The 24,433-nt window shown below is 71.5% G+C and carries 18 protein-coding genes, 3 tRNA genes and 2 pseudogenes; 9 read left to right on the forward strand and 14 right to left on the reverse strand.

The features are described from left to right. Positions 1–540 precede the first annotated feature (540 nt). Positions 541–2,292, forward strand: a complete 1,752-nt coding sequence (locus tag ACWEQO_RS03670; protein WP_452978546.1) for an alpha/beta hydrolase — start codon at positions 541–543, stop codon at positions 2,290–2,292. Positions 2,293–2,333: 41 nt separating this feature from the next. On the opposite strand, the gene ACWEQO_RS03675 is transcribed toward ACWEQO_RS03670, so the two are convergent. Together ACWEQO_RS03675 and ACWEQO_RS03680 are read right to left on the reverse strand one after the other, a co-directional pair. Then, entirely contained in the window at positions 2,334–2,987 is a 654-nt protein-coding gene (locus ACWEQO_RS03675) for a CPBP family intramembrane glutamic endopeptidase (protein ID WP_452978549.1), read from the reverse strand. A gap of 277 nt (positions 2,988–3,264) precedes the next feature. Continuing rightward, positions 3,265–3,396, reverse strand: coding sequence for a hypothetical protein (locus ACWEQO_RS03680; RefSeq protein ID WP_279335097.1), 132 nt, complete (start codon positions 3,394–3,396; stop codon positions 3,265–3,267). A gap of 103 nt (positions 3,397–3,499) precedes the next feature. Between ACWEQO_RS03680 and ACWEQO_RS03685 the strand changes: the two genes are divergently transcribed. After that, the gene (locus ACWEQO_RS03685; protein ID WP_361458143.1) at positions 3,500–3,856 is read left to right on the forward strand and encodes a carboxymuconolactone decarboxylase family protein; all 357 of its coding nucleotides are present in this window, start codon (positions 3,500–3,502) and stop codon (positions 3,854–3,856) included. Positions 3,857–4,020: 164 nt separating this feature from the next. On the opposite strand, the gene ACWEQO_RS03690 is transcribed toward ACWEQO_RS03685, so the two are convergent. After that, positions 4,021–4,093: transfer RNA gene (locus tag ACWEQO_RS03690), tRNA-Arg, on the reverse strand. 202 nt (positions 4,094–4,295) lie between these two features. After that, positions 4,296–4,386 (reverse strand) — tRNA-Ser (locus tag ACWEQO_RS03695). 481 nt (positions 4,387–4,867) lie between these two features. Here ACWEQO_RS03695 and ACWEQO_RS03700 point away from each other — a divergent pair. Further along, entirely contained in the window at positions 4,868–9,397 is a 4,530-nt protein-coding gene (locus ACWEQO_RS03700; protein WP_452979152.1) for a PAS domain-containing protein, read from the forward strand. A gap of 99 nt (positions 9,398–9,496) precedes the next feature. On the opposite strand, the gene ACWEQO_RS03705 is transcribed toward ACWEQO_RS03700, so the two are convergent. The 3 genes from ACWEQO_RS03705 to ACWEQO_RS03715 all read right to left on the reverse strand — a co-directional run bounded on the left by ACWEQO_RS03705 (position 9,497) and on the right by ACWEQO_RS03715 (position 12,447). Further along, positions 9,497–11,149, reverse strand: a complete 1,653-nt coding sequence (locus ACWEQO_RS03705) for a long-chain fatty acid--CoA ligase (RefSeq protein ID WP_452978554.1) — start codon at positions 11,147–11,149, stop codon at positions 9,497–9,499. 124 nt (positions 11,150–11,273) lie between these two features. Beyond that, a complete protein-coding gene (locus ACWEQO_RS03710) occupies positions 11,274–11,834 on the reverse strand; it encodes a SigE family RNA polymerase sigma factor (protein ID WP_361458134.1) in 561 nt (186 codons plus the stop codon). A 289-nt stretch (positions 11,835–12,123) separates the two neighbouring features. After that, positions 12,124–12,447, reverse strand: a complete 324-nt coding sequence (locus ACWEQO_RS03715) for a hypothetical protein (RefSeq protein WP_361458131.1) — start codon at positions 12,445–12,447, stop codon at positions 12,124–12,126. Positions 12,448–12,813: 366 nt separating this feature from the next. Here ACWEQO_RS03715 and ACWEQO_RS03720 point away from each other — a divergent pair. Both ACWEQO_RS03720 and ACWEQO_RS03725 read left to right on the forward strand, forming a co-directional pair. Continuing rightward, a pseudogene (locus tag ACWEQO_RS03720) lies at positions 12,814–12,957 on the forward strand (bifunctional DNA primase/polymerase); the annotation flags it as partial. Positions 12,958–13,004: 47 nt separating this feature from the next. Next, on the forward strand, positions 13,005–13,556 hold the full coding sequence (locus ACWEQO_RS03725; RefSeq protein WP_452978558.1) for a DinB family protein: 552 nt from the start codon (positions 13,005–13,007) through the stop codon (positions 13,554–13,556). A gap of 36 nt (positions 13,557–13,592) precedes the next feature. Here ACWEQO_RS03725 and ACWEQO_RS03730 read toward each other — a convergent pair whose 3' ends face one another. The 6 genes and pseudogenes from ACWEQO_RS03730 to ACWEQO_RS03755 all read right to left on the reverse strand — a co-directional run bounded on the left by ACWEQO_RS03730 (position 13,593) and on the right by ACWEQO_RS03755 (position 17,763). Continuing rightward, on the reverse strand, positions 13,593–13,967 hold the full coding sequence (locus ACWEQO_RS03730; protein ID WP_452978561.1) for a winged helix-turn-helix domain-containing protein: 375 nt from the start codon (positions 13,965–13,967) through the stop codon (positions 13,593–13,595). Beyond that, on the reverse strand, positions 13,964–14,866 hold the full coding sequence (locus ACWEQO_RS03735) for a hypothetical protein (protein WP_452978564.1): 903 nt from the start codon (positions 14,864–14,866) through the stop codon (positions 13,964–13,966). Before ACWEQO_RS03735 ends, ACWEQO_RS03730 begins: the two co-directional genes overlap by 4 nt. A gap of 279 nt (positions 14,867–15,145) precedes the next feature. Beyond that, complete coding sequence (locus ACWEQO_RS03740; RefSeq protein ID WP_452978567.1) at positions 15,146–15,466, reverse strand: hypothetical protein; 321 nt, start codon at positions 15,464–15,466, stop codon at positions 15,146–15,148. Positions 15,467–15,545: 79 nt separating this feature from the next. Then, positions 15,546–15,977, reverse strand: a pseudogene (locus ACWEQO_RS03745) (penicillin-binding transpeptidase domain-containing protein); the annotation flags it as partial. Positions 15,978–16,064: 87 nt separating this feature from the next. Next, positions 16,065–16,151 (reverse strand) — tRNA-Ser (locus ACWEQO_RS03750). A gap of 64 nt (positions 16,152–16,215) precedes the next feature. Continuing rightward, positions 16,216–17,763, reverse strand: a complete 1,548-nt coding sequence (locus ACWEQO_RS03755) for a S1C family serine protease (RefSeq protein WP_452978570.1) — start codon at positions 17,761–17,763, stop codon at positions 16,216–16,218. Between the two features lie 345 nt (positions 17,764–18,108). Between ACWEQO_RS03755 and ACWEQO_RS03760 the strand changes: the two genes are divergently transcribed. The 3 genes from ACWEQO_RS03760 (at position 18,109) to ACWEQO_RS03770 (ending at position 20,938) form a co-directional block, all read left to right on the forward strand. Continuing rightward, on the forward strand, positions 18,109–18,936 hold the full coding sequence (locus ACWEQO_RS03760; protein ID WP_361457142.1) for a glycerophosphodiester phosphodiesterase: 828 nt from the start codon (positions 18,109–18,111) through the stop codon (positions 18,934–18,936). A gap of 191 nt (positions 18,937–19,127) precedes the next feature. Further along, on the forward strand, positions 19,128–19,766 hold the full coding sequence (locus tag ACWEQO_RS03765) for an ATP-binding protein (protein ID WP_452978574.1): 639 nt from the start codon (positions 19,128–19,130) through the stop codon (positions 19,764–19,766). Positions 19,767–19,972: 206 nt separating this feature from the next. Continuing rightward, positions 19,973–20,938, forward strand: a complete 966-nt coding sequence (locus tag ACWEQO_RS03770; RefSeq protein ID WP_452978577.1) for a DUF5926 family protein — start codon at positions 19,973–19,975, stop codon at positions 20,936–20,938. A gap of 595 nt (positions 20,939–21,533) precedes the next feature. On the opposite strand, the gene ACWEQO_RS03775 is transcribed toward ACWEQO_RS03770, so the two are convergent. After that, positions 21,534–22,199, reverse strand: coding sequence for a bifunctional DNA primase/polymerase (locus ACWEQO_RS03775; RefSeq protein WP_361457151.1), 666 nt, complete (start codon positions 22,197–22,199; stop codon positions 21,534–21,536). 639 nt (positions 22,200–22,838) lie between these two features. Between ACWEQO_RS03775 and ACWEQO_RS03780 the strand changes: the two genes are divergently transcribed. Beyond that, positions 22,839–24,380 (forward strand): PP2C family protein-serine/threonine phosphatase, encoded by a 1,542-nt coding sequence (locus ACWEQO_RS03780; RefSeq protein ID WP_452978580.1) that lies wholly within the window; start codon positions 22,839–22,841, stop codon positions 24,378–24,380. The last annotated feature ends 53 nt before the right edge of the window (positions 24,381–24,433 follow it).

Below are 24,433 nucleotides of genomic sequence, written 5' to 3' on the forward strand. Positions count from 1 at the left end.
CCCGCGGAGCGGCATCCCGGGACGCCCCTCCGGGCCGTCCCGGGACCGTGGAAGGGTGCTCAACAGCGACCGGCACCGGCACCCGAACCGCAGGTCGCAGCGTTGATCGAGGGTACGGCCCCAGGTCAGAGACCAGGCCCTTCACTTCTTCGGCCACTGATCGTGCTCGACGGCGTCGACTCGCCCATTGAGTAATCCGATCTCCTGACGGCGACTCCCCGGAGGGGAGAAAACCGGGCTGCGGCCGTCCGGCTGACGTCGCGGAGTCCTGGTGCCACCAGAACCCGACATCGAGTCGTCCCGGAAAAGCCTCACACGGCTCGGGGGAGCTTGTGCCGGCGGACCCCGGTCCTGCTCGGCACTTCGGGAAGCCACTCACGACCGGGAAGAGACCGCTCCGGCTGGGAAACGAGATGCGTGGAAGCCGGGCCGCACCGAAGCACCTGTCGTGCGCGGAAATCACCCGCATCGGGCGAGGCCTCAGCAGGCCGGACAGAACTGTGCTGAACACAGCGTGACGTCCTCGAAGGGAGTGCGCACATGTCCGGAACACGGGGGCCGCAGGAGCATCCGAACGGGGCCGGAGCGCCCGCTGCGGGTGAGGCCGGAGCGGGTCTGGCGGCAGGGAGCGGCACCCCAGGAGGGTCGGCGCAGCCCGCGCGGCACCGAAAGCTGCTGTACGCCACCCTTCCCGGGAGCTGGGGCGCCGTGGTGCTGGGGTGTCTGTCCTTCACGCCTTCGCTGCTCCCGCGCGGAGGTCTGCTCCAGGGGATGATCTGCGGAATCACGGCGGCCATCGGCTACGGGCTCGGCGTACTGGCCGCATGCGTGTGGCGCGCCTTCGCGGACCGGGAGCCCCGGCCTGCGCGACGCCGGTCCTGGCCCGCCTTCTTCATCGGCGCGCCAATCCTTTTCGGCGTCTTCTTCGGGTTCGGGCAGTACTGGCAGTACGAGATCCGCCGGCTGATGGGGGTGACGGACTACAGTGTTCCGCTCGCCGTCGCGTCGCCCTTCATCGCGGTGCTGGTCTTCTGCCTCCTCCTGCTGACCGGGCGTGGCATTCGCGGGATTTATCGCCGGCTCTCGGACTTGCTCAAGCGCTGGGTCGGGACACGGGCCGCTCGGGCGGTCGGCTGGATCCTGGTCACCGGTCTCGCCTATCTGATCGTCACCAGTCTTCTCCTCGACGGATTCGTCGCCCTGGCCAATCAGGCTTTCTCGGTGCGCAACACGACGACCCAGGAAGGGGTGCACCAGCCGACCACGAGCCTGCGCTCGGGAGGGCCGGGCTCGCTGGTTCCGTGGGACTCCCTGGGCCTGCAAGGACGCGGCTTCACCGGAACGGGCCCCTCGCCGTCGGACATCACGGGCTTCACCCACCGTCCCGCGGCGGAACCGATCCGCGCCTACGCCGGACTGGCGTCGTCGGACAGCACCGAGTCCCGTGCCTCACTGGCGGTCGCCGACTTGAAACGCGCGGGCGGATTCCAGCGCAAGAACCTGCTCGTGGTGACGACCACGGGCAGCGGCTGGGTCGACCCCGCCGCGGTGGACTCTTTCGAGTACCTCGCCGGCGGCGACTCGGCGGCCGTGGCCATCCAGTACTCCTACCTGCCGTCGTGGATCTCCTACCTCGTGGACCAATCGAAGGCACGGGCGGCGGGTCGCGACCTGTTCGACGCCGTCTACGACGCCTGGCTGCAGCTGCCGCAGAGCCGGCGCCCCCGCCTGTTCGTCGCCGGGGAGAGCCTGGGATCGTTCGGCAGCGAGGCCGCCTTCAGCGGAGAAGCCGACCTGCGCATCCGTACCGCCGGCACCCTGTTCGCCGGGCCACCCAATTTCAACCCTCTGTTCCGGCAGTTCAGCGACCAGCGCGATCCCGGCAGCCCAGAGATCCAACCGGTCTACCGGGACGGCCGGACCGTACGCTTCACAAGCAACCCGGCCACGGGCGTCCCCCCAGCGGACCGGCCTTGGGACGGCACCCGGGTCCTCTACCTGATGCACCCCTCCGACCCGATCGTCTGGTGGAGCCCCCGTCTCATCTTCAACGCACCGGACTGGCTCACCGAGCAGCACGGAAAGGACGTGCTCAAGGGCATGCTCTGGCTCCCCTTCGTGACCTTCTGGCAGGTCACCGCCGACCTTCCGTTCTCCACCGGCGTCCCGGACGGCCACGGCCACAAATACACCACCGAATACGTGGACGCCTGGAACGCCGTCATGCGGCCCGCCGACATCACCGCCCAGGACCTCGCCCATCTGAAAGAGGTCATTGCCGCCGAGGGCTGACCCCACGCACCCGAGCCCCCGGCAGGGGTCAGGCACCCTTCTCACCGCAACAGGAATCCGACCAGGTAGCCCAGAGCGTTGACAGCCCAGTGCAGGCCCATCGGCGCCAGCAGACTGCCACTGCGCCGACGCAGTTCGCAGAAGATCACACCCGCGGCCGCCGTGAACAGGACCGCTCCCGCGTCCGCGACGACGGAGCCGAGCGCGGAGTGGCCGAAGACCGGGACCAACCGGGGCTTCGCCGCCACCAGGCCCAGCGACGGCAGGATGTGCCACAACCCGAACAACCCACTGGACACGAGGGTTGCCCAGACGACGCCACGCGCACGATCCACCAACCCGTACAGAACTCCCCGGAACGCAACCTCCTCCAGCAGGACCGTACCCACAGGGACGGTGATCACCATGCGGAGTGCCACCTGGCCGCCCGTGAACCCGCTGTAGCGCTGGTCGGCGAAAAGGCCGCGGGTGCTCGGAAGCAGCGCCGCAGCCAGGTAGACGACGCAGACCAGCCCGATCAGCGCCAGCGCCCAGCGCACACCACGCCCCAGCGTGGATGGGTCCAGTCCCGCGTCCGCCCAGGTGCCGCCGGCCCGGAAGAGCACCCCCAGCAGCAGCGCGCTGACCAGTACCGCGGTCAGCAGACGGAACGACGGCGCCCAGCGGTTGTCGATCACGTTCGTGAGCGCGAGCACAGCGATCACCGTGCCCACGCCCGCGCCGGAGCCGATCGAGCGCCTGGGGGAGGCCCACCAAGGGCCGGAGGCGACCACCACGTGCCTGCTGCTGTCAGGTCCCGACGCGGCGCAGCCCGGTCCACCGGTCCACGGAGTTCCCGCTGCGCGAGACATGACCGAGGACAGGCTGCGTGATCGAGCAGAGGTTTTCCGTGTCCATGATGCGCTCCGAGATCCCGCCGCCCGAGGGATCGGGGACGACCCAGGGCAGTCGCCACCATCCTGCGGCGGGGAGTCACCGCCCGCCATCCGGGCCACCAGCTGCCACGGACGCTTCCACGATCGGGAAAACGGACAGCCGATGCATGAACTGCAGCCACCACAAGATCAGCACGTTCGGTCCCTTGTCCGGCTCGACGCGCGCCATCACCTGAGGGTGCCTACGCTTGAGCAGCAACTGCTGGGCAGGGAAATTCCGGGGCAAACGGATGGCGGTCCGACTCCCTACGACACCAGAAGGCGGTACGACCATGGCCACTGCGTCTGAGACTCCCGTACTCGACACGATCGCCGCCATGACGATCGACTCCGTCGAGCGCTGCCACATGGACGAGCGAACGCTCGTCCTTGCCCGCATCGCCGCACTCGTGGCCATGGACGCACCGGCGATCTCCTACCTGGCCCACATCAACCCCGCGCTCAAAGCCGACTTCACGGTTGAGCAGTTGCAGGACCTCCTGGTCGCCATCGCTCCCGTGGTGGGGACGGCACGCGTCATGTCGGCGGCCGGCCACATCACGCAGGCGTTCGGTGTCACGCTCGCCCTGGCCGAGAGCGAAGCCGAAGCCATAGCCCAGGCCGAAGCCGAGAGCCGTAACGCCTCCTGAGACAAACCCGACGCGCCGCTGTTCCCATCGAGGACCCAGGACACGGTCCCGGAAGCCGCTCTCCGCATCGCCGAGAGTCATGGCCGGCGTCTGGAAGAACTGACGTAACAACCGGCACCACAACACCAGAGGCCCCGGATTTCTCCGGGGCCTCTGGTCTGCTGTGCACTCGGCAGGATTCGAACCTGCAACCTTCTGATCCGTAGTCAGATGCTCTATCCGTTAAGCTACGAGTGCCTGTGTCTTCAGTTTTCTCGCCGCTCCCGGGCCCGCTGGGCTCGCTCGCGGCGACAGGAAGAACATTACATGACCGCCGCCGTCATGTGAAATCCGTTTGGCCCACCCCTTGCGACCTGGGAAAACAAGGGATACGACGGCGACGGAGGGACCGGGGACGCGACGAAGCCCCGGCCGGGTGGGCCGGGGCTTCGAATCGGTGCGGAGGCGGAGGGATTTGAACCCTCGATGGGCTTTAAGGCCCAAACCGCATTAGCAGTGCGGCGCCATAGACCGGACTAGGCGACGCCTCCGTGCACAACCCCTCCGCGCGCGAGCGCGGATCAAGTGGTGCGTGCCGATGATGACACAGTCACGCGTGCCGTCACCAATCGCCCCCCACGGTACTAGGCAGGGTGGCCACAGAGCAAAGCCCTTCCGACCGGCGAGTGGCGGACGCGTCGCCGGCGCGACGGCGGGCCGGATCGGCACGCCGGGGGGAGGGCGTGGAGGTCCCGCAACGGTCCGGGCGGTGTCGGCGCAGGCCGTTGCCGGTGCGCGGCGATGCGGGCGTCACATCCCCGTAGACGTTACGTGCGACCTCGGTCTCATCCGGCATCGCGAGCGCAATCCCAACCCTTAGACTCCCTCGGGTGACACGTTGCGGGCCGGTTGGCAAGATGGCCCGCGCGGTCGGCACGTAGCGGAACAAGGAGGAAGCGTCTCGTGAGCAGCAGGCCATCCCGAGGCACTGCTCGCCTCGCAGCCATACTGGACGCGCTTCCCGACGCCTTGGTGCTGGTCAACGCCAACGGGACGGTCGTCAACGCCAACACCATCGCCCTCGAGGCGTTCGAGACGCCGGGGACGGCGCTGGTGGGGCGCGGGCTGCTCGATCTGCTGCCGCAGTTCGACTCCAAGCTCATCCCCGGTTCCATGCGCCGACCGGACCACATCGACCCGCGGGCCCGTACCAAGCCGACGCGCATGGTCGCCCGGCGGACCGACGGGACCGAGTTCCCGGTCGAGGTCACCAGTGCGAATCTGGAGACCGGCCAGCAGGCCTACGACAATTACGGCTACACCGGCGACGAACTGCTGATGCTCGTCGTACGCGATCTGTCCGGCACCGTCGACACCGAGGCCGAGCTGGCGCGTTCGCAGCGGCAGACCGAGATGATCCTGCGGGCCGCCTCGGAGGGCGTCGTCGGGACGGACACCGACGGCCGGATCGTCCTCGTCAACCCGGCCGCCGCCCAGATACTGGGCTACCGGGCCAGTGATCTCGGCGGACGCGAGCTGCACACCCTCGTCCTCCACTCGCGCGCCGACGGATCGCCCTTCCCGTACGGCGAGTCCCCGCTCGCGGACACCCTGCGCTCCGGGCGCAAGCACCGGGTGCGCGGACAGGTGCTGTACTCCAAGAGCGGCGACAAGGTGCCGGTCGACCTGACGACCGCGCCGGTGCGCGACGGCGACCAGCTCGTCGGCGCCGTCATGACCTTCACCGACCGGCGGCCCTACGACGCGGTCGTCAAGGAGAAGGAGGAGGCCGAGCGGCAGCACGCCGAGGAGCTGGAGCGGCTCGCCGAGGAGCACGCCTCCGAGCTCACCGCCCTGCGCCAGAAGCACGTCGGCGAGCTGGAGGAACTGCGCGAGGCGCACACCGAGGAACTCGCCGCGAACGAGGAGCGGTACGCCGCGCTCGGCGAGCGGGAGAAGGACCGCTACGAGGCCCTCTCCGGCCGGCACGAACAGCTCCTCACCCTGCTCGGGCAGTCGCTCAGGAGCCCGCTGGAGGAACTGCGCCGCGAACTGACCGCGCTCGCCTCGGACGACGCCGGCCAGCTGTGGCCCGAGGCCAACCAGGTGCTCCACCACCTGTCGGCCGGCTACTCCCGGATCACCACCCTCATCGACAACGTCCTCGGCTACCAGCGGCTCGACGCCGGGGCGGAGGAGATCACCCGTACGAAGGTGATGCTCGACGCCGTCGTCGCCGCCGGTGTCGACGGGGCCGTGGAGCTCATCGGGCCCGGCCGCGTGCAGTTCGCCGTGCACGCACCACCCATCGAGGCCGAGGTCGACCCCCGGCTGCTCGCCACCGCCCTCGCGCATCTCGTCGCGGACGTCGCGGGCGTCGACGCCACCGGCAACGCTCGCGTGTCGGCGGGCGGTTACCTGGACAACACGGTCGTGGTCGCGGCGGCACAGCGCGGTGAGGTCGTACGCCTCGAGGTGCGCGGGCCGTACAGCGGCGGTGATCCGGTGCACGAGCCGATCGTGCGCGGGATCGTACGGGCGCACGGAGGTGTGCTGCAGACGCACGAGGTGCCGGGGATGAGCGGCAGCGCGTTCGTCCTCGAGGTGCCCATCGGGGGCGGAGCCGGTGCCGTCGCCGCAGGTCACGGGCAGCTCGCGCTGACTTCCGGGGGGCCTGCGGAGGTTCCGGAGGAAGTACCGGTGCCGGTGCCGGCGGAGGCCTCGGCCGGGGAGGCCGGTTCGGCCGCGGGCGGTCAGCGGGGTTCCGGTGGCGGACGACGGAGGGCCCGGCGGGCCTCGGTGGACGCGTTCCTGGAGAGCGGGGTGCCGGGGGCCGAGGAGGGCTCCGGTACGGAACCCGCGGCACCCCCCACCGGTCGGCGCAGGCGCCGGGCGGCGGCCGAGCCGGAACCCGCGCAGCTTCCGGCTCAGGCGTCCGGCGAGGGCGCGGTGGTGGTGTCCGGCGGGACCGGACGGCGCCGGGGTCGACCGGCCGAGGGCGCTGTCGCCGTACCGGGTGCGAGCGCGGTCGGTGGGGCCGTCGTCACGGCCGCCGAGTCCGCGGCGGGGTCCGCCGCCTCGAACACGGGGTTGGGCGGGACCGTACCGCCGCAGGGAGTGCCCGTTCCCTCCGGCGGGCTGCGCGCGCAGGCCTCCGGTGAGCAGCACGCCCTGCCGCCCGCGTTGCCCGCTGCGGGCGGTGCGGACGGAACGGCGCAGGCTGCTCAGGGCCAGGATCAGGCGCAGGAGGACCAGCCTCAGTCGGCCGGGCGGCGTCGGCGGGCGCTGGCGGCGGCCACCGAGCGGGCGGCGGCGCAGGAGGCGGCGCCCCGTACGGTGTTCGCGTTGCCGCCCGCCGAGGCGGACCAGGGGGCGCAGGAGGGCCCGGTGCCGGTGCCACTCCCCGGACCGGCCGCTTCCGGTGACGCGCTGCACGACGGACGCCATGAGGCCGTCCCGCACGATCAGTCCGACGATCACACTCCGCCGCAGCCGCATCCCACCAGCGCCCCGACGGGCCGACGCCGTCGCGCCGTCGCCCAGCCGGCCGAGCAGGGCGCGGCGCCTGCGCCGGTGCCGGTGCCGGTGCCGGTGCCGGTGCCGGTCCAGGCATCGGTCCCGGCCCAGGCACAGGCCCCGGTGCCGGCACAGGCACCGGTTCCGGCCCAGGCCCCGGTGCCGGCTCAGGCACAGGCACCGGTTCCGGCCCAGGCCCCGGTTCCGGCCCAGGCACCGGTTCCGGCACCGGCTCAACCGGTGGCGCCCGCGCAGGGTGCCCCGATTCCCCCGCAGGGCGGGCCCGTCCCGCCGCAGGGTGCGGCCCTTCCGTCGGCCGTTCCGCCGCAGGGCGGGCCCGTGCAGGGTCCGGGCGCCGCCGTCCCCGGGCAGATGCCTCAGGTGCAGCCACCGGCGGCGCCGGCACCGGCACCGGCGCCCCTCGACCAGCCCCAGGTGGCGTCCGGCGGCCAGCCGATGCCCCAGCCCGCCGTACCGGTCCCGGCCCAGTCCGCCGCTCCGGCCGCGGAGCAGCCCGCTTCCGTCGCCCAGCCACTGCCCGCCGAGGCCGCGCCGGCTCAGGGAACTCCGCCCGCCGGCGCCCCGGCCGCACAGCCGCCGTGGCCCGCCGCCGGGGCCCCCGTACCGCCGCAGGGTGCCCCCGCGCCGCCGAGCGGTGTGGCGGCGCCCGCCCCTGCCTCCCCGCTGCCTCCCGAGGCCGCGCCCGCCCCCGTGCAGCGGGCCCCTCAGCCCCAACCTCAGCCGCTGCCGCTGCCGGTGGAGGCACCGGCGCCGACGGCACCGGTGGACCCCAACTCGACGCAGGGGCGTGCGTTCAGCGTGCGCACCCTGGGACAGGGCGTGCCGTTCACCCGGCAGGCCGTCCAGGTCCAGCAGCCGCTGCCGGCGGCCACGCCTCCCCCGCACCAGCCGGGCGGCTCGGGCCGTCGCCGCAAGCTCGGCACGCGTACCGACCCGGCCGCGGACCACGACCAGGGAGCCCGCCCGCACACGACGGCCGACTCCGTCCCCGCCCCCGCCCAGCGGCAGGCGCAGGCGGCGCCCCGGCAGCCCGCGCGCGCACAGGCACAGGCACCGGCGCAGCCGCAGTCGTCGCAGCCCCCGCAGTCGCCGTCACTGTCGCAGCCCCAGCCGCAGCAGCACTCGCCCGCCGCCGGGCAGCCACGGCTCGCGCCGACCACCGAGGGCACGGGACGCTCGTACGCGATAGGGGCGCCGGACGCGGACGCGGCCGAGGGCCCCGAACCGCTGGACGGTCCGGGCGGGGCCGTCGAGGTGGCGGATCCCCCGCGTCCGCAGCCGATGGACGCCGAACTGCCGCCGGAGCCGTTGGACAACCCGCGTCGGCTGCTGGTGTGGCCCGCGCCGGACGTCGCCACGCAGCAGGCGCTGAGCGACCGCGGCTACCGGCCGGTGATCGTGAACTCGCGCGAGGAGGTCGACGCGCAGATCGCGGCGTTCCCCGCCGCGCTGTTCGTGGACCCGCTGACCGGGCCGATCACCCGGACGGCTCTCCAGTCGCTGCGGAAGGCGGCGGTGGCCGCCGAGGTGCCGGTGCTCGTCACGGCCGGACTGGGGCAGGCGTCGCGCGACGAGGCCTACGGCGCCGACCCCGCGGTGCTGCTGAAGGCTCTCGCGCCGCGTGACAGCGAGCAGCATCCGCCGCGGGTGCTGCTGATCGAGGAGCACGCGGAGATCGCGCTGGCGCTGACCGCGACGCTGGAGCGGCGCGGTATGCAGGTCGCGCGGGCCGCGGGCGATGCGGACGCGGTGACGCTGGCGGGGCAGTTCCGGCCGAACCTGGTGGTGATGGACCTGATGCAGGTGCGTCGGCAGCAGGCCGGGGCCGCCGGGATCATCGACTGGCTGCGGGCGAACGGACAGCTCAACCGCACCCCGCTCGTCGTCTACACCGCCGCCGTCGGACCGTCCGACCTGCCGCGGCTGGCCTCCGGCGAGACGGTGCTGTTCCTCGCGGAGCGGTCCACGAGCGACGAGGTGCAGGAGCGGATCGTCGACCTGCTCGCCCGTATCGGCACCAACTGAGCGACGGCGTACGCCGGGTGGGGACGGACCGAGGTTCGTCCCCACCCGGCGCGGCCGTGGAGCGTAACGGGTGGGAGGGGGCCGGGGCGTCGAGCGTCGTCAGAGCCGGGTGACGTCCAGCCCGCCCTCGGCGTACTGCCGGCGCAGCACCTTCTTGTCGAACTTGCCGACGCTCGTCTTCGGTACCGACTCGATCACCGTCCAGCGCTCGGGCAGCTGCCACTTGGCGACGCCCCCCTCGGCGAGGAAGGCGCGCAGGGTGGTGAAGTCGGCGGTGGACCCCTCCCTGAGGACGACCGTGGCCAGAGGGCGCTCTCCCCACTTGTCGTCCGGGACGGCGACGACGGCGGCCTCCGCGACATCGGGGTGGGACATCAGCGCGTTCTCCAGCTCGACGGAGGAGATCCACTCGCCGCCGGACTTGATGACGTCCTTGGCCCGGTCGGTCAGGGTGAGGAAGCCGTCGGGGCTGATGGTGCCGACGTCCCCCGTCTTCAGCCAGCCGTCCTCGCTGAACTTGTCGGCGGGGCGCAGCGGTTCGGCGTCGACGCCGTTGTAGTAGGCGCCTGCGATCCAGGGGCCGCGCACCTCCAGCTCGCCCGCGGACTCGCCGTCCCAGGGGAGCCGTTCGCCGCCGGGACCGGTGAGCCGGGCCTCGACGCCGGCCGGGAAACGGCCCTGGGTCAGCCGGTAGCCGAACTCCGCATCGGTGCCCACGGCCTCGGCCGGCGGGCGGGCGATGGTCCCGAGCGGGGAGGTCTCCGTCATGCCCCAGGCGTGGCAGACCCGCATGCCCAGCTCGTCGAAGGCCTCCATCAGCGAGGGCGGACAGGCCGAGCCGCCGATGGTGACCTGGGTGAGGGAGGAGACGTCCCGCGGCTTGGCCAGCAGCTCGGCCAGCAGGCCCTGCCAGATGGTGGGGACGGCGGCGGCGTGCGTCGGCCGTTCCCCCTCGATCATCTCGGCGAGCGGGGCGGGCTGCAGGAAGCGGTCCGGCATCAGCATGTTGACGCCGGTCATGAAGGTGGCGTGCGGCAGGCCCCAGGCGTTGACGTGGAACTGGGGGACCACGACCAGGGAGGTGTCCCCGTCGGTCAGGCCCATCGACTGGCCCATGTTGACCTGCATCGAGTGCAGGTAGATCGAACGGTGGCTGTAGACCACGCCCTTGGGGTCCCCGGTGGTGCCCGAGGTGTAGCACATGGCGGCGGCGGCGCGTTCGTCCAGCTCCGGCCAGTCGTAGGCGACGGGCTTTCCGGCGATCAGGTCCTCGTACTCGTGCACCTGGGCGTCGGCGTCCGCCAGCGCGGAACGGTCTCCGGGCCCGGTCACGACGACGTGCTGAACGGTCTTCAGGTGCGGCAGCAGCGGAGCGAGCAGCGGGATCAGCGAACCGTTGACGATGATCACCCGGTCCGCGGCGTGGTTGACGATCCACGCGAGCTGCTCGGCCGGCAGGCGGAGGTTCAGGGTGTGGAGCACCGCGCCCATGGAGGGGATGGCGAAGTAGGCCTCCACATGCTCGGCGTTGTTCCACATGAGCGTGGCCACCCGGTCGTCGTCGGCCACCCCGAGGTCCTCACGCAGGGCGTGGGCCAGTTGGGCCGAGCGGGCGCCGATCTCCGCGTAGGAGCGGCGGTGCGGGTCGCCCTCGCCGGTCCAGGTGGTCACCTGTGACGTGCCGTGGATCGTCGACCCGTGGGTCAGGATCCTTGAGATCAGCAGCGGTACGTCCTGCATGGTGCTGAGCACGGCGTCCTCCTGGGCGACATTGCCTACGCGGCGGTAACGGTTGTGCTGATTCTGCGCACATACCGCTCGGTATGTCACTAGGCGGACGGATGATCGATCACGTTCCGCGGAACTTCGCCCTCGGTCAGGCCCGGACGAGGCCCAGCTCGGCGTCGTCCCGCAGCTTCCCGAGCGCCCGCGAAACGGCCGACTTCACCGTGCCCACCGATACGCCGAGCACCTCGGCTGTCTGGGCCTCGCTGAGGTCCTCGTAGTACCGCAGGACGACCATGGCGCGCTGCCGCGCGGGCAGCCGCATGATCGCCCGCCACATCGCGTCGCGCAGCGCCTGCTGCTCGGCCGGGTCGTTGCCGCCGGGGACCGGGTCCGGCTCGGGCAGCTCGTCGCAGGCGAACTCGTCCACCTTGCGCTTGCGCCACTGCGACGTCCGTGTGTTCAGCAGCGCCCGGCGCACATAGCCGTCGAGCGCACGATGGTCCTCGATGCGCTCCCAGGCGACGTACGTCTTGGCGAGCGCGGTCTGCAGCAGGTCCTCCGCGTCGCTCGGGTTCCCGGTCAGGGACCGGGCGGTACGCAGGAGCACCGGCTGCCGGGCCCTCATGTACGACGAGAACGACGGGTACGGAAGGGTCTGCGCCGCCGGAGCAGCGGCGTGCGAAGCGCTGGTGCAGACGGGTCTGGTCATGACTCAACGCTATGAGCGGGGCACGCCCGGCAAATCGGCCGCAGGTCCCGAAGCCGCGTCCCCCTCAGGTTGTAGGGGTGGGGCCTGCCGCACCTCCTGAAGGTGGACGAGCGGAGGAGGCCCAGTGCGGGTTCCCCCCTGGGGGGAAGCACCGCAAAAGCCCGGAAACACCTGCGCGACGGTACCGGAGCACCGCCGCGCAGACGCCTCGCCCCCCACAGATCGCCCCCACGGCGTCAGAGAGCCGTCACCCCCCTCACCCCCCTCGCCCTCGTCACCGCGGCCTTCCTCACCACAGCGGGGTGAAGGTGATCACCACGTTGTCGTCGCCCTGGACGACGGACGTGAAGGCGGAGCCGTTGACCTGGGCGGCGTTGCTCTGGTTCGAGGCACCGGAACCGGTGGCCTGCTGCTGCGTGGTGGCCGCGTTGCCGTAGTTGTCGCCTCCGACGCCGCTGCCGAGCACTCCCGCCTCGGCGCTGGTGGCCGTGGCGTTCGATCCGTCGTCCGCGAGAGCGCCGGCGTCCGCCGTCGCGACGCCGCCGAAGAGGGCCGCCGCGAGCGGAAGAGCGGAGACGGCGGCAATGACACGGGCGGTACGGATGCTTGCCATGTTGTGTTCCCTCCAGAACCAAGGACGCACCAGCACATGAGCGTGTGCGTGTATGCCTGATGTACGGCTGCCACCAGGGGAGTTGGCCGACCACCCCGGCACTGTGCACGACGTCGCGAGATCAGACTTGCCCACCGAACCACGGTGAACCACCCCTGAAGCCGTCATTAGCGCGCAAGTGTGAGCGCAAGTCGATAAACCTCCCCCTCCCTCCCCGACCCGCCCCTCCGCCCGACGCGGCCCGTTCCACACCAACCCCCGCAAGAAGGGAAGCGTTTCGGCACTTTTTCCGCAAACCACGCGAACCCCGGCGCGCCGCACCTACCCCCCTCCCCTCTTCTCGAACACGCATACGAAAACGAATCCATGACCCTCACCAGCCGACAGGCCACCACACCGGTCCTCGCACACGCCTTGTCAGCCGCCGAACGCGGACCGGCCGTCATCCCGCTGTCCCGGACCGAACTCCCCGCCCCACGCTCTCCGCACCATGACGAACCCACCCCCGGCCCACAAACCAGAAGCCCCTGACGCACCCCCGCCCTAAAGTGCCGACCATGTCACCCACCCACGCCACCCCGGCCCCCGTCCCCCTCTCCCGAACAGAACTACTGCGCTGGCAGTTCGACCTGACCTGGTCCCTGTTCGAGTACCACCTGGAGCGGCTGGAGCCGGACGACTTCCTGTGGCAGCCCACCGCCCACTGTTGGACGATGCACCGCTCCGCCGACGGAACCTGGACCCCCGACTGGGCGGAGACCGAGCCCGACCCCGTACCCGTGCCGACCATCGCCTGGGTCAGCTGGCACATCGGCTGGTGGTGGAGCGTGACCCTGGACCACGCGCACGGACGCCGACCCCGGGAGCGGACCGAGATCACCTGGCCCGGAGCAGGACCGGCGACCGTCCAGTGGCTGCGCGACCTGCGAACGGAGTGGCTCGCGACGCTGGACGCCCTGACCGATACCGACCTGGATGCCACAGCACCGTTCCCCTGGCCGGCTGACCCTGCGTACACCGTGGCCCACACGGCCGCCTGGGTGAACACCGAACTCCTGAAGAACGCCACGGAGATCGGCCAACTCCGCCTCCTGCGAGCGGCGTCATGACCCCACGGGCCCAGGGCCGAACTCCCTGCACCAGCATCACGCCTCGGACGCACCGGGAGCCGGTCGGGGGCTCTCCAACCGGAGAACGAGCGCGCGCAAGGCACGGAGTTCGGCGTCCAGCGCCTTCGCGCCTTCACGGGTGAGGGCGATCCACGTTCGGGGACGCCGACCGACGTACCCCTTGTCCACGGTGATCAGATCCGACTCCTCCAGCACCTTCAGGTGCCGGGAGAGGTTTCCGTCCGTGACAGCCAGTTGCTTCTTCAGGAAGCCGAACTCGACCCGGTCTGCTTCTCGGGCGATGGTGAGGATGCCGAGTCGCACACGCTGATGGACGGTGTCGTCCAGCGACTGCGTCGGATGGAGCCCTTCCTGGCCGTCCCACGCCTCCATCGAATCCCCGACACTCATGAGACAACCGTATCCGCACCGGCACGAGCGGGTCCGGCTCGATGACGCGCCACCACCCACTCGACCAGGCCGGCGAGGAGCAGGATCGAGGCAAGCAGCAACGCCTTGACCTGCGGTCCGTCGGTCCAGTCGGGGTGGGCGGGGTGCTGCCAGGGGAGCCACCCCGTGCCCCAGGAGGCACCGAGGTAGCCGGTGAGCAGCAGGGCGTGAGCGGCACCGGCGGCTACGGCGATCCAGCTGCGTTCGACCAGCCCGAGGGCGACGAGCCCGATACCGACCAGGTACCACGGAGAGGCGTAGTTGTTCTGCAGCAGCGCGACCTCCAACGACTGACTCCAGCCGAACAGCCCGAACAGCATGGACGTCAGGGCGATCATGATCACGGTGGTGACCACGGCGGTCGTGCAGATCCACATGCCGCGGCGGGGGACGACGCCCCGGACCTCGCCGCGCAGGCGGTACCAGCGGGCGAAGGCGAACCATGCCAGGGGAAGGAGCCCGAACCACACGCCCCAGGCCACGAAGCGCAGCACGGCGCCGTCGAACTCGCCCTCCAAACAGGGAGTTCCCGATTCATGGACGACGCACAGGCCGATCAGCTCAGCGTAGGCGAAGGCCGGATAGGACGCGACGTTGCGACCGTGGGCTCCGAAGTTGAAGGCGTACCGGGCCACCGGGGCGGACGCCAGCGCGAGAAGGCCGAAGCCCAGAAGGGAGACCCACGAACCGTTCATCTGTGCGCGGGTCCTGGCCCGTAAACCTTCCGTGGCCGCCAGCAGGTCGGCCACCTGCGCCCCCGGCCCGGATCCCCCGCTGTTCAGTGACGGTGTCCCCACGATCTCCCCCTTGTGGTCGCGCTTCGGCAGCGCCGGGAAGCGGACGGCCGGTCGGCCGCCCACGGCTGTACTTTGCATTGCAAAGTACATGGCAGTCAAGAGTGGATGTCCGCCAGGCACGACGAGCCTCCGGGTCGAAGCACGCCTTGCACCCCGGTTTCAGTGCGGCGGCTCACCTCTGCGCAAGGTGAAAACCAAAAGAGCCCGCATCTGCGGGCCCTTCCTCGCGATGGCCCGCGCACGGCCTGTGGAGGCGCACCACCCTCACAGGCCGTGCGCCGGACGCGATGCGCGGAATCCAGGAAGCCGCCGCCGTCCGACGTCACTGACCGACCGGCGGCGTCAGACGCGTTCCGCCTCGGCCGTCTCCTCGGTGCCCGCGGTCCGGGCACGACGACGGCCCAGCAAGGCGCTTCCCGCGATCACCAGGCCGATGGTGCCGATCCTGGCGGCTTGGTAGTAGCCGGGCGTCGGCTCCTCCGGAGTGCCGGGCAGCCGGAAAAAGACCCACACCGCCGCGAGACCGCCGACGGCGATCAGCGCGGCCGCTCCCCACGTCCCGATGCCCGCCCACCAGGCCCCCAGGCCGTTCCCCTGCTCGCTTCCCTTCTCAACTTCCTTGCCGGTAACGGCTGTTCCCCTTTGACGTGTGGTGACATTCACGAGGAAGAACGTGGACCCGGTGCGAGCGGTCGCCCGACCCAACGTTCCCTGTACAGACCCTCCGGCTTCGTTTCCGGCGTCACTGCTGCGGGACCGCCTTCATGACGCTGCGGGCGATGGGTGTTCCAAGACCGCCGCCGGAGATGTCCTGGCGCGAGATGTCCATGTCGGTCGGGTCGATGAAAACGGTCACGGCGACCGAGGCCCTGTCCTGCTCCTTGCCGTAGGAGACGAACCAGCCGTACGGCACCTGGTCGGCCACGTCGACACCGCGTTGCGCGGTACCGGTCTTGCCGCCGACCGTGATGCCGTCGATCCGGGCGCGCTGGGCGCTGCCCTCCTCGGCGGTGAATTCCATCATCTGTTGCACCTTCTGCGCGGTCTCGACGGAGACCGCCTTGCTCATCACCGCGGGCTGGGTCTCCTCCAAGGTTCTGAGGTCCGGGCCACGGACCTCGTCCACGACGCAGGGCTGCATCGGCGTACTGATGAGGCTGCCCTGCCCCATAGGGGAACACCGGGCAGCCACTGAGTCCGGGCAGGCGAACGGCCCCCGACCGACTTCCCAGGTCAGGGGCCGTTTCCGCTGTTCTCAGAGCGGAGGCGGTGGGATTTGAACCCACGGTGACATCGCTGCCACGACGGTTTTCAAGACCGTTCCCTTAGGCCGCTCGGGCACACCTCCCCGCGCCGGCCGGATGATCGGCGGCGCGGGACAAGGGTAACGGGTCGGTGCGGGAGGGGTGAGGTCAGCTGTCGCCGATGCGGGAACCCAGGGTGAGTTCCGTGGTCTGCTCCTTGCCGCCGCGTTTGTAGGTGAGCGTGACCTTGTCGCCCGGCTTGTGGGTCCAGATCTCGCCGATCAGGGTCGGGCCGGAGTCGATGACGCGGTCGTCGAGCTTGGTGATGACGTCGCCGGGGCGCAGGCCCGCCCGGTCGGCGGGGCCGCCGGGGTCGACCGCCTCGGAGCCGCCGGCGCCCTGGTCGGTGATCTTCGCGCCGTTCGCTCCGTCCTCCAGGGAGACCGAGGCGCCGATCTTGGCGTACACCGGCTTGCCCGTCTTGATCAGTTCCTGGGCGACGTACTTGGCCTGGTTGATCGGGATGGCGAAGCCCAGGCCGATGGAGCCGGCCTGTCCGGTGCCGAAGCCGCCGTTGCTGGTCGACTGGATCGCGGAGTTGATGCCGATGACGTTGCCCTGCGCGTCCAGCAGGGGCCCGCCGGAGTTGCCCGGGTTGATCGAGGCGTCGGTCTGCAGGGCGCTCATGTACGAGGCCTGGCTGCCGGTGCCGTCGCTGGAGGCCACCGGACGGTTCTTCGCGCTGATGATTCCGGTCGTCACCGTGTTGGACAGGCCGAAGGGCGCGCCGATGGCGATCGTCGAGTCGCCGACGGCGACCTCGTCGGAGTTGCCCAGTGTGAGGGGCCTCAGGTTCGAGGGGGCGTTCTTCAGCTTGATGACCGCGACGTCGTAGCCCTGGGCGTGGCCGACCACCTCGGCGTCGTACTTCTTGCCGTCCGGGAAGGTCGCCGCGACCTTGCCGCCCTCGACGGCCTCCGCCACCACGTGGTTGTTGGTGACGATGTGCCCCTGTGTGTCGAACACGAATCCCGTGCCGGTGCCGCCCTCGCCGCTGCGGCCCTGGGCCTCGATGGTGACCGTGCTCGGCAGCGCCTTGGCGGCGACCGCGGCGACCGTGCCGGGGTCGCGCTTGACGTTGCCGCCGCTGGTGGACGAGGAGACCGTCGTCGAGCCGTTGCCGTCGTTGTTCTTGGCCAGCGTGTACCCGAGGCCGCCGCCCAGGCCGCCCGCGACCAGCGCGGCCACCAGGACCGCGGCGGCCAGGCGACCGCGCTTGCCGCCGCCGTTCTTCGGCGCGGGCTGCTGCTGGTACGAGCCCCAGCCGCCAGCGCCGTGACCGGCGCCGCCGCCGTCGTACGAGGGGGTGCCCGGGGCCGGGGGCGGGGGCCAGGACGGGTCGGGGGCGGAAGAGGCGTTCGTCGGGGTTCCCGAAGGGGATCCGGACGGAGGGCCGGCGGGGGTCTGTCCCTGGGCGCCGTGGCCTCCGTACACGGGGTGGTCGCCGTACACGGGGTGTTCCGGCGTGCCGTGGTCCTGTGGCGCTCCCGGAGCGGTCGGCGGGACCGGGGGCAGGGGCGTCGTCGGGCTACCCCCCTCCGAGGCCGGGCGCTCCTGATGTGCCGGAGCTGCGGGAGCATCCACCGGCGTGGGCGGTACGGACGGGGCCGGGGGTACCGATGCGCCCTCGTTTGTGCCCTCGTTCTCGGTGCTCACAGCTCTCTCTCCTCGATCCACGGCTGTTGTCTCGGTCACACTCGGTCTCGCCCGTTCACGCTCACTCACGCTCGTTCACGCATGACGACGGGTCCGGCGCGCTTCAGCTGTGCGTGTCTCTTTGTATGACGTCAGCTTTTCCCATGGGCCGTCAGGGCACCATAAGCCGTTCCTGTGGGTGCGGGACCATTCTTCATATAGGGCATTACTCACCAAGGGTGCACCATCGCGATGCCTCCGATCAGGCGACCACAGCGTCCTCGGCATCCACAGCGTCCGCGCCGTCCGCACCGTCGATGTCCGGGCGACCTCACACGCACCCCCGTGCGGTGGCACCATGACGCGGTGACCCCTGCACGTCAGCGCCCGACCCAAGTCGTCGCCCACCGTGGAGCCTCCGAGGACGCTCCCGAGCACACCCTGGCCGCGTACCGCAAGGCGATCGCGGACGGTGCGGACGCACTCGAATGCGACGTACGCCTGACCGCCGACGGTCATCTGGTCTGCGTCCACGACCGTCGCGTCAACCGTACGTCCAACGGCCGCGGCGCGGTTTCGGCGCTGGAGCTCTCCGATCTGTCCGCCCTGGACTTCGGCTCCTGGAAGACCCGCCATCCGCTCGGGGGGCGCGCGGAGGAGCCGGACTGGGTACACCGGCCGGAGGACAGGGAGGCGACCTCCGTCCTCACCCTGGAAAGGCTGCTCGAGCTCGTCGTCGACGCGGACCGCCGGGTGGAGCTGGCGATCGAGACCAAGCACCCCACGCGGTGGGCGGGACAGGTGGAGGAGCGGCTGCTGCTCCTGCTGAAGCGGTTCGGCCTGGACGCCCCCGGCTCCGCCGAGGAGTCCCCGGTACGCGTGATGAGCTTCTCCGCGCGGTCGCTGCACCGCGTGCGCGCCGTCTCGCCGACACTGCCGACGGTCTACCTGCAGCAGTTCGTCTCGCCCCGCCTGCGCGACGGACGGCTGCCGGAGGGCGTGCACATCGCGGGCCCCTCGATCCGGATCGTGCGCAGCCATCCCGCGTACATCGAGCGACTGAAGCAGGCCGGTCACCAGGTGCACGTGTGGACCGTGAACGACCCGGAGGACGTGGACGCCTGCGTCGGCCTCGGGGTGAACGCCATCATCACCAACCGCCCCCGCGCGGTGCTCGACCGGCTCGGCCGCTGACCCGCGCGAGGCTCGCCCGGCCCCCTGAGTCCGCAGGGCCCGCGGGGTTCGTGTGGCTCATGTGGTCCGTGCAGGACTCTTGACCGGGCGGCCCTGCGGGCGCATCCTCACATCTCGGCCACATCGACGAGATCCAGCCACCTGGTCACAGGGAGTGCTCCGGCGCATTCGGTGCGTGTCCGATCGTTCAAGTGCGTCACCGCATGCGGATCGGCCGGTTTCCGGTTCGGGCCCGTGGGGCATTCACACCGTGGCGTGGGGCGAAGGAGGTCTCGGGGGTGGCGTTGGTGGTGGCACAGGAAGTGCCCACGTCGTCGAGCATGGCCGTACCCCACGGCCCTGCGGGCGTGGGCAAGGCGAGGCACCGTATGCGCCTTCAACTGCGCGACGGCGGAGTGGCGGACACGGTCATCGACGATGCCGTGCTGATCCTTTCCGAGTTGCTGAGCAATGCGTGCAGGCACGGCAGACCCCTGGGCGGCGCCCTGGCCGGGGACGGCGCCGTCCGTGCGGCCTGGCAGGTGCACCCCTGCGGCCGACTGGTCGTGGAGGTGACCGACGGCGGCGGTCCGACCCGCCCGGCGCCCGCCACCCCGTCGGTCACCGCGCACGGCGGCCGGGGGCTGAACATCATCACGGCGCTGGCCGACGACTGGGGCGTACGCGACGAGGTACCCGGCGAGGTCACGGTGTGGGTCGTCGTCCACGGTGACGTGCACGACCCGGACGCCGGGCACCGGCGCGACGACTTCGCGACACGGGTGACGGCGCCCGCGGTGTCCGAGATGCCGGGACTGGAGTTCGCGGAAGCCTTCGACACCTTCGACTGACCACGCCGCCGCGCGGTGATCCCGCGGCCTCCCCGGCCGCCCCCCGCGCGGTTCTGCGCGCGTCGGCGACCCCGGCCCCGTACGGCTCCGCGCGTCACGGCCTGCCGTCCGCGGGCGGCACGTCGTCCACAGGGTCCCGTCGGTCGCGCCGTGAGCGGCTAGGCTCCCGCCCGTACGAGACGAGCCGTAACCGGGAGACACCCACGATGGCCAAGAAGCGCCCCCAGACGAAGGCCAAGCGCCCCCAGCTCACAGAGGGAGAGATCCCGGTCGTCGGCGCCCGTGAGCCCTGCCCCTGCGGCAGCGGACGCCGTTACAAGGCCTGCCACGGCCGTGCCGCCGCGCACGCGGTGACCGAGCTGGTACACCGTCCGTTCGAGGGCCTGCCGGGCGAGTGCGACTGGGTGGCGCTGCGCGAGCTGGTGCCGGCGGCCACCGTCGAGCTGTCCCTCAAGGGCGGCCTGCCCGAGGGCGTCCCGTCGGTCACCCTGGCCACGGTGCTGCCGATGGCCTGGCCCGCGCTGCGCCGTGAGGACGGCTCGGTCCTCCTCGGCCTGCAGAACGACACGTCGTCCGGGGACATCAGCCGCGACCTCGCCGACACCCTCCAGCGCGCGCTCGCCGCCGCCCCGGGCACCCCGGTGCAGGCCCGCCGCGCTCCCGCCGAGGGGCCCCGCCTGCAGGATCTGCTGGACCTCGAGGGCGCGTTCGAGCCGGTGGTGCACAGCGGTTTCGAGTTCTGGGTCCCCGACCCGGAGAATGCCACGCCGGACGTGACCGCCTCCCTGGAGCGGGCCAACGCGGCGGCCATCCCGACCGTCAAGCTCTCCGGAGTGGACGCCGCGTACTGGTGCGAGACGCCGGAGAAGAACCATCTGCGGTGGGTCATGCCGCACTCCGAGGAGCAGCTTCTGGACGCCTTGGCGCGACTGCACGCGGCGGGCCGGTCCTCCCTCGGTGAGGGCACCCGGCTCGTGGGCTCCTTCCGTGCTCACGGGCTCACGGTCCCGGTCTGGGACCTGCCCAGCGGGGTCGGCGCCGAGGACGTGGAGAAGCCGGCGGCCGAGTTCGCCGAGCGTCTCGCCGCCGCCCTGGCCACCGAGGCCCCGCTCACCGCCGACGAGCGCCGCGCGCGCGGCGGGCTGACCAACCGGCAGGTCACCCTCAGCTGAGACGCGCCGAGAGGCGTGTCGGCACGGGCATGCGCCCCGGTCGCGTCGGCTGACCGGGGCGCATGCCGGTGCCGCCAAAATCACCGGCTTCCTCCACAACTTCCGGTGTGGACAAGCCAGTCGGTGACGGAAAAGCTGAGTTCGAATTTGCTAACAGCCGATCTCTTGTTACCGTTCCAGTAGCCCGGTTGCTGGTGCATCCCCCGTCGCCAGCAACCGGGTCTTTGCGTGGCCGCCCTTGTCGACAGCAGCGCAACAGAGCGCGGTCGAATGTCAACCGGCTTTCTCCACCGGTGAGTTGCTCCCGGTCGGACGCGCCCGCCGACGACAGGACGGCCCCCCTCGGACGGCAGGACGTCCCCGCAGACGGTCACCGCGTCGACGCGGGCGGGACGGGAGCGAGCGCGAACGGACTCTCCCGGGGGCCCCGGCGCGGCCCCCGACACGGCAGCGCGGCCCCTGGCGTCACGGAGCAGCCCTCCGACACGGCGGTGCGGTCCCCGGCGTCACAGTGCGGCCCCGACATGGCGACGGTGCGGCCCGGGAAGGTACGCGCCCCAGCGGATGCCGGGCACGGATCGCGCACCGACGACCCCTACAGCTCGGGCGCGCTCACACCGGTACGGGTGAGGGCCTCGACCACGGCGTCCACCACGGCCTCGACGTCGGGCACCCACGGCGAGGCGGAACCGGGCAGCGGCGCGCGCTCCCAGCGGACCTCGCCCCGTCCGGTACCGGACGGGGGCAGGGCGAGGTAGCCGCCCTCACCGTGGAAACGGAGGGAGCCGGGGACGAAGTCCTTGGCGTGGAGCAGCTCGCCCAGTTGTTCCAGGGAGTACGGCTTGACCAGGATCGACCAGCGGTCCGGTGCGGCGACGACCGGGCCGAGCCGCATGCCGAGGCGGTCGAGGGCGCCCAGGGCGCGGGCGGCCGGCACCGCGGGCAGGGAGACCGCGCAGGGCGCCCTGCCCCCGGTGGCCAGGATGACGGGCGCCGTGGGCCGGTTGCCCCACCACCAGCGCACCATGCGCGCGTCGGTGGTCGCCGCGAGCAGGCCGGGGTCGAAGGGATGAGCGCCCGGCACCGTGCATTCGGGGTCGGGGCAACCGCAGCGGGTCCGGCCCTGCGGATCCGCCGCCACACCCGGGAGTACCGGCCACCGCCAGTCCGAGGCGAAGGTCAGGGCCGCTTCGATCAGTTCGGGCCCGCTGTCGCCGTCCTGGGACAGGAGCCTGCGCCGCCTTCCGAGGATCTCGCGCATGAGCGCTCGTTCCTTTCCGTTGCACGCCTGGCAACACCGTGGTCCACGTCACAACATGAGTCGATCACTGCACTGTGCGTACCTACTGTGCGTACCTGTCGGCGCATCACACCCCCGCACCGGGCAAGGGGAGCCCCCATGGGCCGAGGCCGGGCAAGGGCTGCCTCCACGGCCGCGCCACCCGTACTGCGTCGAGCAGAAGCACGGGGCCGACGTGGGGTGGCGAAGTCTGGCGTTTACCGTCGCGCTTGTATCTCTCCGCCTCCGCCACGGGAGGATGGGGCACGGTCGTCGGTGGTTAAGACGCCCGGGTCCGTCGCCAGGTTCCCGGGTGATTCCCAACCACCCCTGGCCTTCACCGAGTACGTACCCATCACGACCGCTGTGACGCTCCGTCGAGCGAGCCCAGTCGACCGCAATCAGCCTCCCCCTGAGGCAGTTTCAAGCCAAGTTCACTTTTCGGCAAGAGGTCGGGAGTGAGTTCCCTTCAACCTCACGGACACCAGGAATCCCAGCGGGACAATGCTGGACATCTCCTCACGAGTACGTGTACATGTGGAGACACTGCCGGCGACGCAGAATGACATGGGGGTTTGCGATGCTTTCGAGCAGTAAGTACCGGCCGGAAAGCCGGACGCCATGAACGCCCCTCATCCTCCGAAAGTGGCCGGAATCGATTCAACGGTTCCCGCACCCGCGCAGACTGTCGCGTCCGTTTCCACGGGTACCTCCCCCGCCGCCCCGGCAAACCCCCACAACGCCCCGGGCGCGCTGCTCCAGGACCGTCTGGCGGGATGGGTCTCCGACCTCACCACCCTCCACGAGCTGACCGAGCGCCTGGCCCGTACGCGCGCACTCGACGAGGCACTCCGGGAAATGCTGCGCGCCGGCGCCGCCCTGGTGGGCGCCCGGCGCGGTCTCGTCGCCCTGGAGCCCGCCGACGGTCTCGGCCCGGACCACATGACCGGCCTCGGCCTGGCCCACGCGGACCTCGGTCACATCGAGACCGTCCCGCGCAGTTCCCTGCCCTACGGCAGGATCCTGGACGGACTGCTCGGCGCCGACGACGGCATCGCCGAGCCCGACCTGCTCACCGCGAAGGGGCTCGACCCCAGGCACCGCGAGGTCGCCGCCCGCCTCGGCTACGCCGCCAGCTACACCCTGCCCCTTGTGCCGGAGACGCCCGCGACCCCTGAGACTCCTGAGACCTCCGAGATCCTCCGGACCTCAAGGACCTCCGAAACCTCACAGCTCCCGGACACCCCGCGTACCGCCGCGCCCGGACTGCGCCTGGGCGCGGCGGTGTGGCTCTACGACGAACCGGCCGAGCCGTCGGAACGGCAGCGTCATCTCGTCGGCCTCTACACCCGGTACGCCGCCGAGCATCTCGCCCGCCTGCTGGAACTCGAGCGCACGCGCGCGTCCATGGCCACCATGTCCGAGGAGCTGCTCCCCTCGCGCCTGCCCCGGATCCCCGGCGTCCAGCTCGCCGCCCGGCACCGCACCTCCTCGCACGGCGGCGGCGACTGGTACGACGCGCTGCCGCTGCCGGACGCCGCCCTCGGCCTCGCCGTGGGGTCCGTCACCGGGGCCGGACCCAGCGCGGTCGCCGCGATGGGCCGGCTGCGGGCGTCCCTGCGCGCGTACGCCGTGATGGAGGGCGAGGATCCGGTCGCCGTCCTGTCCGACCTGGAACTGCTGCTGAGGCTCACCGAACCGGCCCGGTCGGCCACCGCCCTGTTCGGCTACTGCGAACCCGCGCTGCGCAAGATCACGCTGGCCGGTGCCGGGCACAGCCCGCCGCTGCTGATCGGCGAGCACCGCACCGAGTTCGTGGAGACGTCCGTCTCGGCTCCCCTGGGCATGCTCGCCTGCTGGGAGGCGCCGAGTGTGGAGGTGTACCCGGAACCGGGCGAGACGGTTCTGCTCTACACCGACGGGCTGCTGCACCGCACCGGCGATCCCACCGACCGCGCCTTCGCACGGCTGCACGCGGCGGCGGCAGGGGTGCCGCAGGCGCTGCGCCGCGACCCCGGTGCGATCGCCGACCACATCCTGCGCACCGTGCTGCCGGAGGGTGCGGCCCCGCCGAGGACGGCGGCCCGGCCGGCCGTGACGACCCCGGCGTCCGCGACGGACTCCGCGGAGGACGTGGTCCTGCTGGCCGCGCGGTTCGAGTAGCGGTTCCGGAGCACCCGGCGACCGGTCCGGGACGTCGTCCTCCGCATGCTCTC

This window comes from Streptomyces sp. NPDC004051 (genome assembly GCF_053604275.1).